The organism is Streptomyces sp. NPDC059989 (genome assembly GCF_042736975.1).
Taxonomy (GTDB): domain Bacteria; phylum Actinomycetota; class Actinomycetes; order Streptomycetales; family Streptomycetaceae; genus Streptomyces.
This window is the reverse complement of record NZ_JBHWUO010000065.1, coordinates 20,067-33,713: the sequence shown is the minus strand read 5'-3', so window position 1 is coordinate 33,713 and position 13,647 is coordinate 20,067. Positions and strand designations below refer to the sequence as shown.

Here is a 13,647-nt window from a genome sequence, read left to right as displayed (position 1 = left end):
ACGCCGGCGGGGCTATGGATAGCCCCGCCGGCGTTTGAGGCGCGGGCGCGCAGCGCCCGTACGGGGTCTTGGGGCGGAGCCCCGAGTTTCGGGAAGGGGCGGGGTGGGGTGAGCCCCGCAGGGCCCCGGCCCCGCCCCGGTCAGCGGCAGATGGCGAGCGCGTCCAGCGCCACCGCCCCCTGCCCCCGCGGCAACACCATCAGCGGGTTGATGTCCAGCTCGGAGAGCTCGTCCCCCAGCTCCAGAGCCATCCGCTGGATCCGGAGCACCACCTCCACCAGCGCGTCCACATCCGCCGGCGGCGCCCCCCGCACGCCCTCCAGCAGGGCATGGCCCCGCAGTTCGCCCAGCATCGCCCTCGCCTGGTCCTCCCCGAACGGCGGCACCCGCACCGCCGCGTCGTGCAGGACCTCCACCAGGACCCCGCCCAGCCCCACCGTCACCGTCGGCCCGAAGAGGTCGTCCTGCGTGACGCCGACGACCATCTCCACCCCCCGCTCGACCATCTGGCACACCAGGATCCCGTCCAGCGGCACGTCCTCGTAGCGCGCGATGTCGGTCAGCTCCCGGTACGCGTCGCGGATCTGGCTCGCCGAGGTGAGGCCGATCTTGACCAGCCCCAGTTCCGTCTTGTGGGCCAGCTGCGGCCCCGAGGCCTTCATGACGACCGGGTAGCCCACCAGGCCGGCCGCCCGCACCGCGGCCGCCGCGCTCGTCACGAGCTGCTCCCGGGGCACCCGGATCCCGTACGCCCGCAGCAGCTGCTTCGCCGCGTGCTCGCTGAGCTGCTGCCCGGGCCGCATCAGGGCCTGCGCCTTGCGGTACGAGGGCGAGGGCGTGCGCGGTGCGTCCTCGAAGGGGGAGCGGTAGGAGGCGGTGAAGCGGTGGTGGCCGAGGTAGGCCCGTACGGCGGTGATGCAGTTGCCGAACGTACGGAAGGTGGCCACGCGGGAGGAGCCGAGGAGGGTGGTGCGGTAGGCCTCCTCGGTGCCGACCGGGGAGCCCCAGATCACGCAGATCAGCTTGTCGGAGGCTTCCGCCGCGTCCACCAGGTCCTGGGCGAGCCTGTCGCTCATCGGGGGGAAGGGGCCGGTGATCGGACAGATCAGGACGCCCACCGCCGGGTCGGCGAGGATCGCGTCGATGATCTTGCGGCCGCGCCAGTCGCCGACCGGGTGTCCGCCGTTGTCGACGGGGTTGGCGACGTTCAGGTACTCCGGGATCCACTGGTGGAGTTCGTCCTGCTTGGCCTGCGAGAGGGTGGGCAGGGTCAGGCCCGCCTCCGTGGCCAGGTCGGAGAAGTGGGCGCCGGTGCCGCCGGAGATGGAGTAGACGACGACGCCGTCGGCCTTCGGCTTGCGGGCCCGGGCGAGCAGCGCGGCCGTGTCCTGGAGCTCGTCGAGGCCGTCGACGCGGATGACCCCGAACTGCCGCATGGCGGCGTCCACGACGGTGTCCGCGCCGGTCAGCTTCCCGGTGTGGGAGGCGGCCATCCGGGCGCCGGTCTCGGTGCGGCCGACCTTGACGGCGACGACGGGGACGCCGTTGCGGGCGGCCCGGTCGGCGGCGAGGAGGAAGGACCGGCCGTCCTTGAGGCCTTCGACGTAGCAGGCGATGGCTCCGACCTCGGGCTGCTCGGCGAAGTAGGAGATGAAGTCGGAGGTTTCGAGGTCGGCCTCATTGCCCGTGGGTGCCCAGTGGGAGAGGCGTATGCCGAGCTCCTGGAGGGTGTAGACGGGGCGGCCCTGGTGGCCGGACTGGGTGATCAGCGCGATCGCCGGGCCGTCGAGGTCGTCGCGGAACTTCTCGAAGGCGTTGAGGTTGGTGTTGGGGCCGAGGAGGCGCAGGCCGGAGCGCTGGACGGCGGCGGAGAGCCGGTCCTGGGCGGCGGCGCCCGCGTCGCCGGTCTCGGCGAAGCCGGAGGCGAAGGCGACGGCGAACTTCACCTTGGTCTCGGCCAGTTCCTCGATGACGGGGAGCGGGTCGGCGACGAGGAGGACGGCGAGGTCCACCTGCTCGGGGAGCGCGGCCACGGAGGCGTGGCAGGGCAGCCCGAAGACGGTGGGGCGGGTGGGGTGCACGGGGTGGATCCGGGCTCCGACGCGCTCCGCCCAGGCGATGAGCTGGCGGGTGATGCCGGTGTTCGGTCTGCCCTCGGCGTCCGAGGCGCCGATGACGGCCACGGACTCGGGCCGGAAGAACCGGTCCAGGTCGGGCACGTCGGCGTGCAGGGGCCGTCCGCTGACGTCCACGGCGACCGCGTCCTCGGCGGTCGGTGCCGCGGTGGAGTGGACGGCCGTCCTGGGGGACTCCCCGCAGGCGTGGACACGTGCGCGGAAGTCGGTGGTGAGGGTGCCGTGAGTAGATCCAAGCATCGTTCCGCCCGCTCCTGCTCGATGAACCTCGATGGAACCTCAATAACTGACGCGTAGTCAGATTACTGAACTGACGTGCCGTCAGGAACAGGGCTGCGCAGGAAAGCTGGTGGAGGTGGTGTGTGGAACGGTGTCAGATCGGTTGGGGGTGGGTCCAGAGGGCGGTTTCGGCCGTGCGGCCGTGTGGGCGGGGTGAGGGTGGGGCGGGTTCGACGGGGCCGGGCGCGGTGACGGTGGGGCGGTTCCGGCGGGGCCGGGTGCGGTGAGGGTGGGGCGGTTCCGGCGGGGCCGGGCGCGCGCCGGGGCACCTCCTCGGGCGCCGAACGTGGCCAGGGGTCGGAGAGTGACAGCCTTGTTGCGTTCGGCGCCCTGCGGGGGCGCCCCGCCACACACCCGGCCCCACCGAAACCGCCAGGCAACCATCCAGCCTCGCCGGGGGCACATCAAGCCTCGCCGGCGTTTGAGACGCGGGGTCTGGGGCGGAGCCCCAGCCGGGTCCGGGGCGGAGCCCCGGGAACGGGGTCTTGGGGCGGAGCCCCAAGTTTCGGGAAGGGGCGGGGTGGGGGAAGCCCCGCGCAGCGGACCGGCCTGGCGGTCAGGGCTTCGTGCGGAGGCGGCGGGACAACGCCTTGGCGATCTTCTCCGCGTCCAGGGCCATCTCCCGGAGCATCCCGCTGATGGGGTTCGAGAAGCCGGTGAAATACAGGCCGGGGGTCTCGGTGCGGGCACCATGGGCGCGCGGGCGCCCGCGGTCGTCCAGTACGCCGTCCAGATGTCCGACCAGGCCCTCCAGGCCGCGCCGGTAGCCGGTGGCGGCGATCACGGTGTCGGGGGTGATCCGGGTGCCGTCCGCGAGGACCACCTCGTCGCCCTCGAAGGAGGCCACGGCGGCCACCGGCTCGACCTTCCGCTTTTGGACGGCGTCGATCAGGCCTACGTCTTGAACCGGGATCGCCCCCTCCCTGACCCTGCTGTACAGGCCGGAGGTGGGCCGCGGGAGCCCGTACGCCGACAGGTCCGGTACGGAGGCCTTGGCGACGAGCGCGCCCAGCCGGTCCACGAGCCGTACGGGCAGCCGCCGTACGAGGATCCCCGTGCGCTGGGCCGGCCAGCCGGCGGTGGAGCGGCGCACGATGTGCGGGGCGGTGCGCACGGCGAGCCGCACCCGGGCGGCCCCGCCCTCGGCGAGGTCGACGGCTATCTCGGCGCCGGTGTTGCCGACGCCGACGACGAGGACGTCCTGCCCCGCGTAGGGCTTGGGGTCGCGGTAGTCGGCGGCGTGCAGCAGGCGGCCGCCGTACGTGTCGCGGCCCGGCCAGTCGGGGAGCTTGGGCGTGTGGTTGAACCCGGTGGCGACGACGACCGCCGCGGCGGCGAGCTCCCGGCCCCCGGAGGCGTGCAGGATCCAGCCGTCTCCGTCGGGCGCCTGCTCCAGGCGGGTCACCTCGACCCCGGTGACCAGCTCCAGCTCGTGGAACTCGGCGTACTTCTCCAGGTAGCGCACGACGTCGTCACGCGAGACCCAGCGCCCGAAGCGGCGCGGCATGGCCAGGCCCGGGAGGGCGGAGAGCCGGCGCGTGGTGTGCAGGTGGAGCCGGTCGTAGTGGCGCCGCCATGAGGCGCCGACCGCGTCGGACTTCTCGACGACCACCGCGCGGACCCCGCGTGCGCGCAGTGCCGCGGCGGCGGCGAGGCCGCCGGGGCCGCCGCCGATGACGTACACGGGGCGCGGCTGGGTGCTCATGTCGGGTGCTGTGGAGATTCCGGGCATGAGGTGTGAGCGTATCGCCACGCTGGGTTGATGGGTCTCGGACAAGGAGGGAATCGATTGCGGATCGATCACGGGTGGCGGCGGTCCCGGCGCGGCTCTGCGGCGTAGAGGGGTAGGAGTGGACAAACTGGGGCATCCCATCCCCTCGGAGAGGAACGCGCGATGTGGCAGCCCGACGGGTGGGACGTCCGCGTCCGCCTCGGCGTCCTCACCCCGCACGCCGATGTCGGCCCCGAGTCGGAACTGCGCGCCATGGCCCCGCTCGACGTGGGCCTGCACGCCGCCCGGGTGCCGTTCGGCGGGATCGGGCGGGGCGGCGTGATGGACCCCACCATCCCGCTCGCCCCCGTACGGGCCTTCGCCGAGCCGCCGGGGGTCGACGAGGCCGCCGAGCTGCTGGCGGCCGCACCGGTGGCGGCGATCGCCTTCGCCTTCACCAGCTCCGCCTACGTGATCGGCTCGCGCGCCGAGGCCCACATGCTGGCCCGGCTGCGGGAGCGCGCCCACGGCCTGCCGGTGGTCGCCACCTGCGCCGCCACGGTCGAGGCGCTGCGCGTCCTGGGCGTCGCGCGGATCGCCCTCGTCGACCCGCCGTGGTTCGACGAGACGCTGAGCGACCTGGGGCGCGGCTACTACGAGGAGGCCGGGTTCGAGGTCCCGTACGCCGCCCCGTGCGAGCTGCCCAGCGGGCAGGCGCTCATCCGGCCGGACGCCCTCCACGACTGGGTGGCGGCGCAGGTCCCCGACGAGGCCGGGGCGGTCGTGATCGGCGGCAACGGCTTCCGGGCGGTCGGCGCGATCGAGGCCCTGGAGACCACCCTCGGCCGCCCGGTCCTGACAGCGAACCAGACCCTCCTGTGGGGGACCCTGCGCGCGGCGGGCGCGTCGGCGGAAGGCGTCACCCGCTACGGCCGCCTGTTCACGGCCTCCTAGGGTCTGTCGTCAAAGTGATCTTGGGTTGTGGATCATGGTGTCGTGATACGTCGCCATGAACTGTCCGATGCTGAGTGGGAACTTGTGCAGCCGCTACTGCCCCGGCCTGTGCTGGGCCGGCCGCGGTTGGATGACCGGACGGTCCTCAACGGGATCGTCTGGAAGTTCCGAACCGGGGTCGCGTGGCGGGATGTGCCCGAGCGGTACGGCCCGTGGGCCAGCCTCCACACGCGTTTCCGCAGGTGGGCGGCGGACGGGACCTTCGAGCGGATGCTCCAGGCCGCGCAGGCAAAAGCCGATGCGGAAGGTGATGTCGAGTGGCTGGTGTCGGTTGACTCCAGCATCGTCCGGGCCCACCAGCATGCGGCCGGAGCCCGAAAAGGGGGCTTCGCAGCCCGGGCCTTGGCCGGTCCCGAGGCGGGCTGACCAGCAAGATCCACCTGGCCTGCGACGGCTCGGGCCGGCCACTGGCCTTCGTCCTGACGGGCGGGAACACCAACGACTGCACCCAGTTCACCGCCGTGATGGAGGCGATACGGGTCCCCCGAATCGGGCCGGGCCGGCCCCGGGTGAGGCCCGACCACGTGATCGGCGACAAGGGTTACAGCTCGAAGGCGATCCGGACCTGGCTGCGACGCCGAGGGATCACCCACACCATCCCGGAGCGGTCCGACCAGGTTGCGAACCGCGCCCGGCGCGGCAGCCGAGGCGGCCGCCCACCGGCGTTCGACAAGCAGGTCTACAAGCGCCGCAACGTGGTGGAACGGTGCTTCAACCGCCTCAAGCAGTGGCGTGGCATCGCCACCAGGTACGACAAGACCGCCCAGTCCTACCAAGCAGCCGTCACCCTCGCATCACTGCTGATGTGGGCGTGACACTTTGACGACAACTCCTAGCGGGAACCCTTGCGCGATCGCCCCGAATCCGCTGAACTGACGTACCGTCAGATCAATGGTGGGGTGGGTGACTGGACTGATGCAGACCATCTGGCTCAGCGGGGCCGAATGGCTCGCCGTGCTCCGGATAGGCCTCGGCCTGTGGTGGCTCGAGAGCTGGCGGCACAAGGACAAGAAGGGCTGGTTCGAGCGCGGCACCGGCATAGCCTGGGCCGCCGACGTGGCCGGCAAGCACCGCTGGCCCTTCGTGAAGGGCGGCTTCGAGAAGATCGTCCAGCCCCGGCCGCGACTGATGGCGTACATCGTCGTCTACGCGGAACTCGCCCTCGGGCTGGGCCTGGTGCTGGGCTTCCTGACCCCGATCGCGCTGGTCGGCGGCCTGCTCCTGAACCTGCTCTACCTCGTACTCATGATCCACGACTGGGCCGAGCAGGGCCAGAACGCGATGATGGCGCTCATCTCGCTGGTCGCCCTCCTCGCCATGTCCTGGCAGACCTGGTCCCTGGACGCGACGATCGGACTCTTCTCATGAACACGGTCCGGTACGACCTCCCCGAGGCGGACGACTTCACCCGCCCCTACTGGGCCGCGGCGGCGGAAGGCCGGCTCCTGCTGCGCCGCTGCACGGACTGCGGCCGGGCGCACCACTACCCGCGCGAGTTCTGCCCGTTCTGCTGGGCCGGGGAGGACCGCGTGACGTGGGAGGAGGCGAGCGGCCGCGCGACCCTCTACACCTGGTCGGTGATCCACCGCAACGACCTGCCGCCCTTCGGCACGCGCGTCCCGTACACGGCGGCGGTCGTGGACCTGGCGGAGGGCCCCCGCATGATGACGGAGATCGTGGACTGCGCCGCCCCCGACCTCCGCATCGGAATGCCCCTCCGGACCACCTTCCGCGAGGCGGCGGAGAACACCTGGATCCCGGTGTTCACACCTTCCTGATCAGGGCCAGAGCAGCTCGCGCACCCAGGCCCCGTCAAGCTCTCGCCGATACCGCAGCCGAACATGACGCCGAGCGGCATCCCCCTGGAAGAACTCCACTTCCTCGGCATCCAGGACGTACCGCGTCCACGTCGGGGCCGGCGCATCCGGCTCGGCCCCGGCCCGCTCCCACGCGGCCGCCGACACCCGCGCCAGCTCCTCGACGGACCCGAGCACCTCGCTCTGCCGCCCCGTCAGCGCAGCGGCCAGCGCCCCGCGCGACCGCACGGCCAGATCCGCCCGACTCTCCTCGGCCCCGCACGCCCTCACGCGCCCCCGAATCCGCACCTGACGCCCGACAGCGGCCCAGTAGAACCCGATGGCCGCCTCCGGCTGCCCGGCCAGCTGCCGCCCCTTGGCACTGCCGGCATGCGAGGCGAAGTGCCACCCCCGCCCATCGGCGTCGTGCAGCATCAACGTCCGCACATCGGGCCGCCCGTCCCCGTCCACCGTCGCGAGCGTCATGGTGTGCGGCTCCAACTGCCCCGCTCCGGCAGCCTGCACGAACCACTCCCGAAACAACGCCAACGGCTCCCCGGGCGCCTCCCCGACATCGAACCCGGGAAGCGGCCGGTCCCACACGCGCAGGGAGTGCAGGATGTCGCGGAACTCGTCACTGCCGATCTCACGGGTCATGCCCCCAGGCTAGATCTCCCCCACCCGCCAGATCCGGCAGCCCGGCCACCGCCTGCACGCCGGGGCGGGCCTCCGCTGTCCTCGTGTGACCCACGCCACACGCGCGACCGATGAGTTTTCGATCCCCCCTCAGTCATACATGCGACGGCACCACAACGAAGGAGACGCATCATGGCCGAGACCGCGAAGGGCCCCGCCAGCTACTTCCCGTCGATCGAGAAGAAGTACGGTCGCCCGATCGCCGAGTGGACGGACCTCATTCGGTCCTCTCCGCTGACCAAGCACATGGAACTCGTCTCCTGGCTCAAGACGGAGCACGGCCTCGGTCACGGCCACGCCAGTGCCCTCGTCGCGCACGCGCTGTCCGAGGGCAGGTAGCCCGCCCGCCGGTCTGGCCAATGCGTCAGGGCTGCAGCTCCGCACAGCCGCCCCCGATCGAACCCTGGGGGCGGCCTATTCCCAGCCCCAGACGGCCGCCGGACGCTAAGCCGCGAGGAGCGCGTAGCGATTCGACGCGCCCGCGGCTCCGGATGGGCTTCTCGCCGCTGTTTGGTGCAGGTTGGGCCGCCCCCGACCCGGAACATGCATGCCTGTCGGCCCCGGGCCCGGATCTTCCTGGCGCCCGCGCCCCCACCCCTGCCCGGCCTGGGTGGTGCGCCTTGACCGGCCCCGGGAACCGGGCAGTCGCTCCCTGACAGGGCAGTGGGCATGTCTCTGATCCGTGCCGTTCTTTTGGGGGGTTCCCGGCAGTCTTCGTATTTCCGTGGCGGGACGGCCTGTCAAGGGTGGCCGAAGGCCATCGCGAAGCGACGCGACCGCAGGGAGCGCCCTTGACAGGCCGGCCCGACACGGAGAGACGATGAGACTGACGGGAAACCCCCAAACCCTCCCTGATGCCGCCCCGCTGGCTCCCGACCCCCGAAGCCCCGCCCCGCCCCGCCCCAGCCCCCTCACCCCCGCCCCAAAATCACCGTCCCCGACGAGCAGAACCATCCACCCGTCCCCGAAGCCAGCGCCACCTCCGGCAGTCGCCCCCCGGCCTTGGTGACCTGTCCCGCGCCCGCCTCGCCGCGGAGTTGGCGGACCGCCTCCACCAGCAGGAACAGCCCGCGCATCCCGGGATGGCAGGCGGACAGCCCGCCGCCGTCCGTGTTGACCGGCAGCTCCCCGTCCCGCAGTAGCCGGCCCTTCTCCACGAAGGCCCCGCCCTCCCCCTTCGCGCAGAAGCCGAGGTCCTCCAGGGTCACCAGGGTCATGTACGTGAAGGCGTCGTAGATCTCCGCCAGGTCCACGTCCGCCGGGGTGAGCCCGGCCCGCTCGAAGGCCAGCCGGCCCGAGACCGCCGCCGGGGACACCGTGAAGTCCTCCCACTCCGACATCGTGGTGTGGGAGACCGAGGTCCCCGACCCCAGGACCCACACCGGCGCCTTCGCCGTGTCCGGCACGTAGTCCTCCGCCGCCAGGAGCACCGCGCAGCCGCCGTCCGAGCGGATGCAGCAGTGCAGCTTCGTGAAGGGGTCCGCGATCATCTCCCCGGACAGGACGTCCTCGACGGTGATCGGCTCGCGGAACATCGCGTCCGGGTTCGTGCCCGCGTTCGCCCGCGCCTGCACGGCCACCGAGGCGAGCTGCTCCAGCGTCGTCCCGTACTCGTGCATGTGGCGCCGCGCGGCCATCGCGTACTTGGAGACCAGCGTGTGCCCGTACGGGACCTCGAACTGCAGCGGTCCCCGCGCCCCGAACGACAGATTGGAGGTCCGCCGCCGCGCCTTGATGTCGGCGCGCGCCGTCGATCCGTACACCAACAACACGGCATTGGCGTGCCCCGCGGCGATCGCGTCCGCCGCGTGGGCGGCCATCACCTCCCAGGTCGAGCCGCCCACCGAGGTGGAGTCGACCCAGGTGGGACGCAGTCCGAGGTACTCGGCCACCTCCACCGGCGCGAGGATGCCGAGGCCGGCGGAGGCGAAGCCGTCTATGACGGAGCGGTCCAGGCCGGAGTCGGCCAGGGCGCGCCGGGCGGCCTGCGCGTGCAGGGCGTACGGCGTGGGGCCGTCCACCCGGCCGCAGTCGGAAAGGGCGACGCCGACGACCGCGACCCTGCGGCGGGGGGATGCGGGTACGGGTACGGATCCGGTTCCGGTTCCGGGTCCCGGTCCGGGTGTGAGTCCAGGCATGCAGGGAAAGGTACATCTGACGATACGTCAGATGCTAGACCGCGATCGGGGTCGGTCGACCCCGCGATCGGGGTCGGTCGACCCTCCCCACCCCTGTGCATCTGCCGCCGCTCGCCCTAACATGACGGCCCGTCAGATACGGGGAGGAGCCCGACGATGGATGCCGCCTTCACCGCGGAGCAGGACGAGATGCGCCGTACCCTGCGCGAGATCCTGGGCAAACGCTGCGGCCCGGACGAGGTCAAAGCCGCCGTCCGCACCGCCGCCGGACACGACCGCGAGCTGTGGCAGCAGCTCGCCCAGCGGCTCGGCCTGCCGGGCCTCGCCATCGCCGAGGAGTACGGCGGCGTCGGCTGCACCCCCGCCGACCTGGCCCTGGCCTGCGAGGAGACCGGCCGGGCGCTCGCGCCCTCGCCGCTCCTGGCCACCGCCGCGCTGTGCGTGCCGCTGATCACCGCCCTCGGCACCGCCGCCCAGCGCTCCGCGCTGCTCCCGCCGCTCGCCGCCGGCGGGCTCACCGCCGCCCTCGCCGTCCCGGGCCCGGCCCTGGCCACCGCCCTGGCGCTGACCGGCGACAACACCGCCGGCCAGTGGTCCGGCGGCGGCCGCGCCGGCGGGGTGCAGGCCCGCGCCGACGAGACCGGCGGCTGGCGGCTGTACGGCGAGGTCGCCCAGGTGCTGGACGGGCACAGCGCCTCGCTGCTGCTGGTCGCCGCGCACACCGGCGGCTTCGCGCGCAGCCGTACGCTGCTGTTCCTCGTACGGGAGGACGCGCCCGGACTAGTACGGTCACGGCAGGCCGTACTGGACGAGACCCGCCCGCAGGCCAGGATCCAACTCCGCGACGTACCGGCGGAATTGCTGGGGGAGGCCGAGGCCGAGACGGCCCACCAGGCCGGTGACCACAACGCCCACCACAACGCCCACCACAACGGTGACGCGACCGCCCACACAGCCGCCCCCCCACCCCCCGTCCTCCGAGCCCTGGCCGCCACCGGCCGCACCGTCTCCACCGTGCTCGCCGCCGAGGCCGTCGGCGCGGCAGCCCAGGTGCTCGCCCGCACCGTGGAGTACGTGAACCAGCGCGAGCAGTTCGGCCGGGCGATCGGCTCCTTCCAGGCGGTCAAGCACCGCCTCGCCGACCTCTACGTACAGGTCCAGGCGGCCCGCTCCGCGGCCTACTACGCCGCCTGGGACCCGGACCAGGGCGGCCTCGCCCTCGCCCAGGCCCTGGAGGCCCTGCGGATGGCCGCCGGCGAGGCGATCCAGCTGCACGGCGGCATCGGCTTCACCTGGGAGCACGACGCGCACCTCTACTTCAAACGGGCGGCGGCAGACGAGCTGCTGTTCGGTCCCGTCCACCGGCTGCGGGCGCACGCCGCGGACGGCGCAGGCCTGTTCACGAGTTCCCCCCTGCCCCGGAAGGTGGCCGTCTGATGGCTCGCGCGACTCCCGGCGACGGCGCCGGCGCCGGCATTGGTATCGGCGTCAGGGTGATGCAGAAGGTCTCCTCGACCATGCTGTTCGCCAAGATCGCACCGCACTTCATCCCCGCCATGGACAAGGCGGTGCACAGGCTGACCCGCGGAAAGGTCATCCTCAGCGCCCAGATGCTGCCGGGCGTGATCCTCACCGCCAAGGGTGCCAAGACCGGCGAGCCGCGCACCACCCCGCTCGCCTGCATGCCGGAGGCCGGCGGGACGAGCTGGCTGCTGATCGGCTCCAACTTCGGCCGGCCCGGGCACCCGGCGTGGACCGGGAACCTGCTCAAGCACCCGGACGCGGACGTGAGTTGGAAGGGCCAGGACATCGCCGTACGAGCCCGCTTGCTGGAGGGGGAGGAGCGCGCGGCGGCGTGGCAGGCGGTGCTGAAGTTCTGGCCGCCGTACGCGACGTACCAGGCGCGCATCGAGCGCGAGATCAGGCTGTTCCGCCTGGAGCGTCGCTGATCGCAGGCGGGCGGGCGGTCGGCCGGTCAGGAGTGCAGGCGGCCAGGCGGGCTGTACCGACGGCACGACAGCACACCCACCAAGGTAGCCAACCAGCGGCGGCGGCCCCCGGAAGGAAGGGGTCCGCCGCTACTTGGTCGGCTTCTTGCCGGTGATGCCGAGGTGGACGAGCAGCGCCAGATTCGGCTTGAGCTCGGCCTGCTTGACGCCCCAGGTCTGGAAGCCCTTCTGGTGCGAGGCGACCGCGGCCAGCATCGCGACCAGCGAACCGGCCATCGCCGCAGGGCTGACGTCCTTGTCGACCTTGCCCTTGGCCTGGAGCTCCTTCATCGACTCCGTCAGGGAGTTGGTGACGGAGTTCAGGATCTTCATGCGGATCTTGTAGAAGCGCTTGTCGCCCTCGGCCGCGCCGAGGTCGACGACCCGCAGGATCGCGTCGTTGCGCCGCCAGAAGTCGAGGAAGCCCTCGACGAGTTCCTCGGCGGCGGCCCATCCGGACTTGCCGACCCAGGTGCGGCCCTCGACGAGCGACGTCAACTGCGCGCCCTCCGTGGCCATTTCCTCGGCGATCTCCAGGACGGCGCCCTCGACGTCCGGGAAGTACTGGTAGAAGGTCGCGGGGGAGGTGCCGGCCTTGCGGGCGACGTCGATCACCTTGACGTCGCGGTACGGCGAGGAGCTGAGCATCTCGCTGAGGCAGTCGAGCAGCTTCTGCCGCGTCGCCTGGCCGCGCCGGCCGGCGACACGCCCGTCGACGGTGCGTACTTGTCCTGTCATGCCGTCAGCTTACCGAGGGGTGATCGGCGCGCTATTCGGCCGCCTGCAAATGGGGTTACGGGGTCACTGGCCTGGGCGGAGACCCGTCCCGCGAGGCCGCGGCGGTGGAATCCGGCCGTCGCCCGCACCCGGCGCACCGCCCGGCCGTGGCCCGCCCCCGCCGTTGCCCGCCCCCGGCGCGTCGCCCGCTTCCTGATCCTTTCCCCCGAATAGTCTTATCAACAGGCTGTGGACAAGTTTTCGGGCGGATCATGGCTGAGAGGGTTGGGAGGGTACACACCCCCGCACAACGGAAGGAACCGGGCTGATGGCCGCATTCGCGGAAGGCGCACCCTGTTGGGTGGACGCCTCGCTGCCGGACGTCGAGGCGGGCAAGCGCTTCTACGGTGAGCTCTTCGGGTGGACCTTCGCAGACAGCGCGGGCGCCGAGTACGGCCACTACACGCAGGCCTACAGCCGCGGCCGCAACGTCGCCGCCCTCGCCCCCAAGCCCGACGGCCGCATGCCCACCGTATGGGGGGTCTACCTCTACACGACCGACGCCTACGCCTGCGCCCAGCGCATCCGCGCCGCCGGCGGCCAGCTGGTGATGGACCCGATGCCCGTGGGCCCGTACGGGACCGCCGCGATGGCCGCCGACCCCGGCGGCGCCGTCTTCGGCCTGTGGCAGCCCGGCACCCACCACGGCTTCGAGGCCCAGATGGAGCCGTACACGTACTGCTGGAGCGAGGTCTACACGCGGGCCCGCGACGCCGTGGACGTCTTCTACGCCAAGGTCTTCGGCTACGTCCCGGAGGACCAGAACGACGCGGGCGTCGAATACCGCGTCTGGTCCCCGCCCGGCAGCGCGCCCGGCAGCGAGACCGCCGTCCTCGGCCGCAGCCTGATCACCGACGCCTTCCCGGAGATCATGCCCGCGCACTTCCTCGCCTACTTCGCCGTCCCCGACTGCGACCAGTCCGTCGCGATGGTGCAGCGGCTCGGCGGCCGGGTCACCGCCGATCCCTTCGACACCCCGTACGGGCGGATCGCGGTCGTCGCCGACAATCAGGGGGCGGTCTTCGGGCTGCTGTCGGAACCGCGGACGAGGCTCGCCACGTAACGAGTGGGCCATCCCACCCCCGCCCCGCGCGCCGTGCCGGGGCCGGACCG

Annotated in this window: 13 protein-coding genes; 8 read left to right on the top strand and 5 right to left on the bottom strand. The window is 72.3% G+C overall.

Annotated elements, in window-relative coordinates; genetic code table 11:
• Positions 1–140 precede the first annotated feature (140 nt).
• Both ACFWBN_RS35215 and ACFWBN_RS35210 read right to left on the bottom strand, forming a co-directional pair.
• Positions 141–2,375 (bottom strand): acetate--CoA ligase family protein, encoded by a 2,235-nt coding sequence (locus ACFWBN_RS35215; protein ID WP_385184317.1) that lies wholly within the window; start codon positions 2,373–2,375, stop codon positions 141–143.
• Between the two features lie 595 nt (positions 2,376–2,970).
• The gene (locus ACFWBN_RS35210; protein WP_385184315.1) at positions 2,971–4,146 is read right to left on the bottom strand and encodes a flavin-containing monooxygenase; all 1,176 of its coding nucleotides are present in this window, start codon (positions 4,144–4,146) and stop codon (positions 2,971–2,973) included.
• A gap of 162 nt (positions 4,147–4,308) precedes the next feature.
• On the opposite strand from ACFWBN_RS35210, the gene ACFWBN_RS35205 reads away from it, so the two are divergent.
• The 4 genes from ACFWBN_RS35205 to ACFWBN_RS35190 all read left to right on the top strand — a co-directional run bounded on the left by ACFWBN_RS35205 (position 4,309) and on the right by ACFWBN_RS35190 (position 6,917).
• Positions 4,309–5,079 carry a maleate cis-trans isomerase gene (locus ACFWBN_RS35205; protein ID WP_385184312.1) on the top strand — a complete coding sequence of 257 codons (771 nt, stop codon included), beginning with the start codon at positions 4,309–4,311 and terminating at the stop codon, positions 5,077–5,079.
• Between the two features lie 45 nt (positions 5,080–5,124).
• Positions 5,125–5,954 (top strand): IS5 family transposase gene (locus ACFWBN_RS35200; protein ID WP_385184324.1). Its coding sequence is split into 2 segments (ribosomal slippage): positions 5,125–5,461 and positions 5,461–5,954, totalling 831 coding nucleotides; the frame shifts between segments, so codons are not numbered across the junction.
• Between the two features lie 100 nt (positions 5,955–6,054).
• On the top strand, positions 6,055–6,507 hold the full coding sequence (locus ACFWBN_RS35195) for a DoxX family membrane protein (protein WP_385184322.1): 453 nt from the start codon (positions 6,055–6,057) through the stop codon (positions 6,505–6,507).
• Positions 6,504–6,917: a Zn-ribbon domain-containing OB-fold protein gene (locus ACFWBN_RS35190; RefSeq protein WP_385184309.1), complete on the top strand. Its 414-nt coding sequence runs from the start codon at positions 6,504–6,506 to the stop codon at positions 6,915–6,917. The genes ACFWBN_RS35195 and ACFWBN_RS35190 overlap by 4 nt, the downstream gene beginning before the upstream one ends.
• Here the strand turns inward: ACFWBN_RS35190 and ACFWBN_RS35185 are convergent, their stop codons facing one another.
• The gene (locus tag ACFWBN_RS35185; RefSeq protein WP_385184307.1) at positions 6,918–7,592 is read right to left on the bottom strand and encodes a pyridoxal 5'-phosphate synthase; all 675 of its coding nucleotides are present in this window, start codon (positions 7,590–7,592) and stop codon (positions 6,918–6,920) included. It abuts the gene before it with no gap.
• A 171-nt stretch (positions 7,593–7,763) separates the two neighbouring features.
• Between ACFWBN_RS35185 and ACFWBN_RS35180 the strand changes: the two genes are divergently transcribed.
• Complete coding sequence (locus ACFWBN_RS35180; protein ID WP_385184304.1) at positions 7,764–7,970, top strand: DUF4287 domain-containing protein; 207 nt, start codon at positions 7,764–7,766, stop codon at positions 7,968–7,970.
• 572 nt (positions 7,971–8,542) lie between these two features.
• Here the strand turns inward: ACFWBN_RS35180 and ACFWBN_RS35175 are convergent.
• Positions 8,543–9,769: an acetyl-CoA acetyltransferase gene (locus ACFWBN_RS35175; RefSeq protein WP_385184301.1), complete on the bottom strand. Its 1,227-nt coding sequence runs from the start codon at positions 9,767–9,769 to the stop codon at positions 8,543–8,545.
• 156 nt (positions 9,770–9,925) lie between these two features.
• Between ACFWBN_RS35175 and ACFWBN_RS35170 the strand changes: the two genes are divergently transcribed.
• Both ACFWBN_RS35170 and ACFWBN_RS35165 read left to right on the top strand, forming a co-directional pair.
• Entirely contained in the window at positions 9,926–11,206 is a 1,281-nt protein-coding gene (locus tag ACFWBN_RS35170) for an acyl-CoA dehydrogenase family protein (protein WP_385184299.1), read from the top strand.
• Positions 11,206–11,718: a nitroreductase family deazaflavin-dependent oxidoreductase gene (locus ACFWBN_RS35165; protein WP_385184297.1), complete on the top strand. Its 513-nt coding sequence runs from the start codon at positions 11,206–11,208 to the stop codon at positions 11,716–11,718. Before ACFWBN_RS35170 ends, ACFWBN_RS35165 begins: the two co-directional genes overlap by 1 nt.
• 129 nt (positions 11,719–11,847) lie before the next feature.
• Here the strand turns inward: ACFWBN_RS35165 and ACFWBN_RS35160 are convergent, their stop codons facing one another.
• Positions 11,848–12,495 (bottom strand): TetR family transcriptional regulator, encoded by a 648-nt coding sequence (locus ACFWBN_RS35160; RefSeq protein ID WP_385184294.1) that lies wholly within the window; start codon positions 12,493–12,495, stop codon positions 11,848–11,850.
• A gap of 307 nt (positions 12,496–12,802) precedes the next feature.
• Between ACFWBN_RS35160 and ACFWBN_RS35155 the strand changes: the two genes are divergently transcribed.
• A complete protein-coding gene (locus tag ACFWBN_RS35155; RefSeq protein ID WP_385184291.1) occupies positions 12,803–13,597 on the top strand; it encodes a VOC family protein in 795 nt (264 codons plus the stop codon).
• The last annotated feature ends 50 nt before the right edge of the window (positions 13,598–13,647 follow it).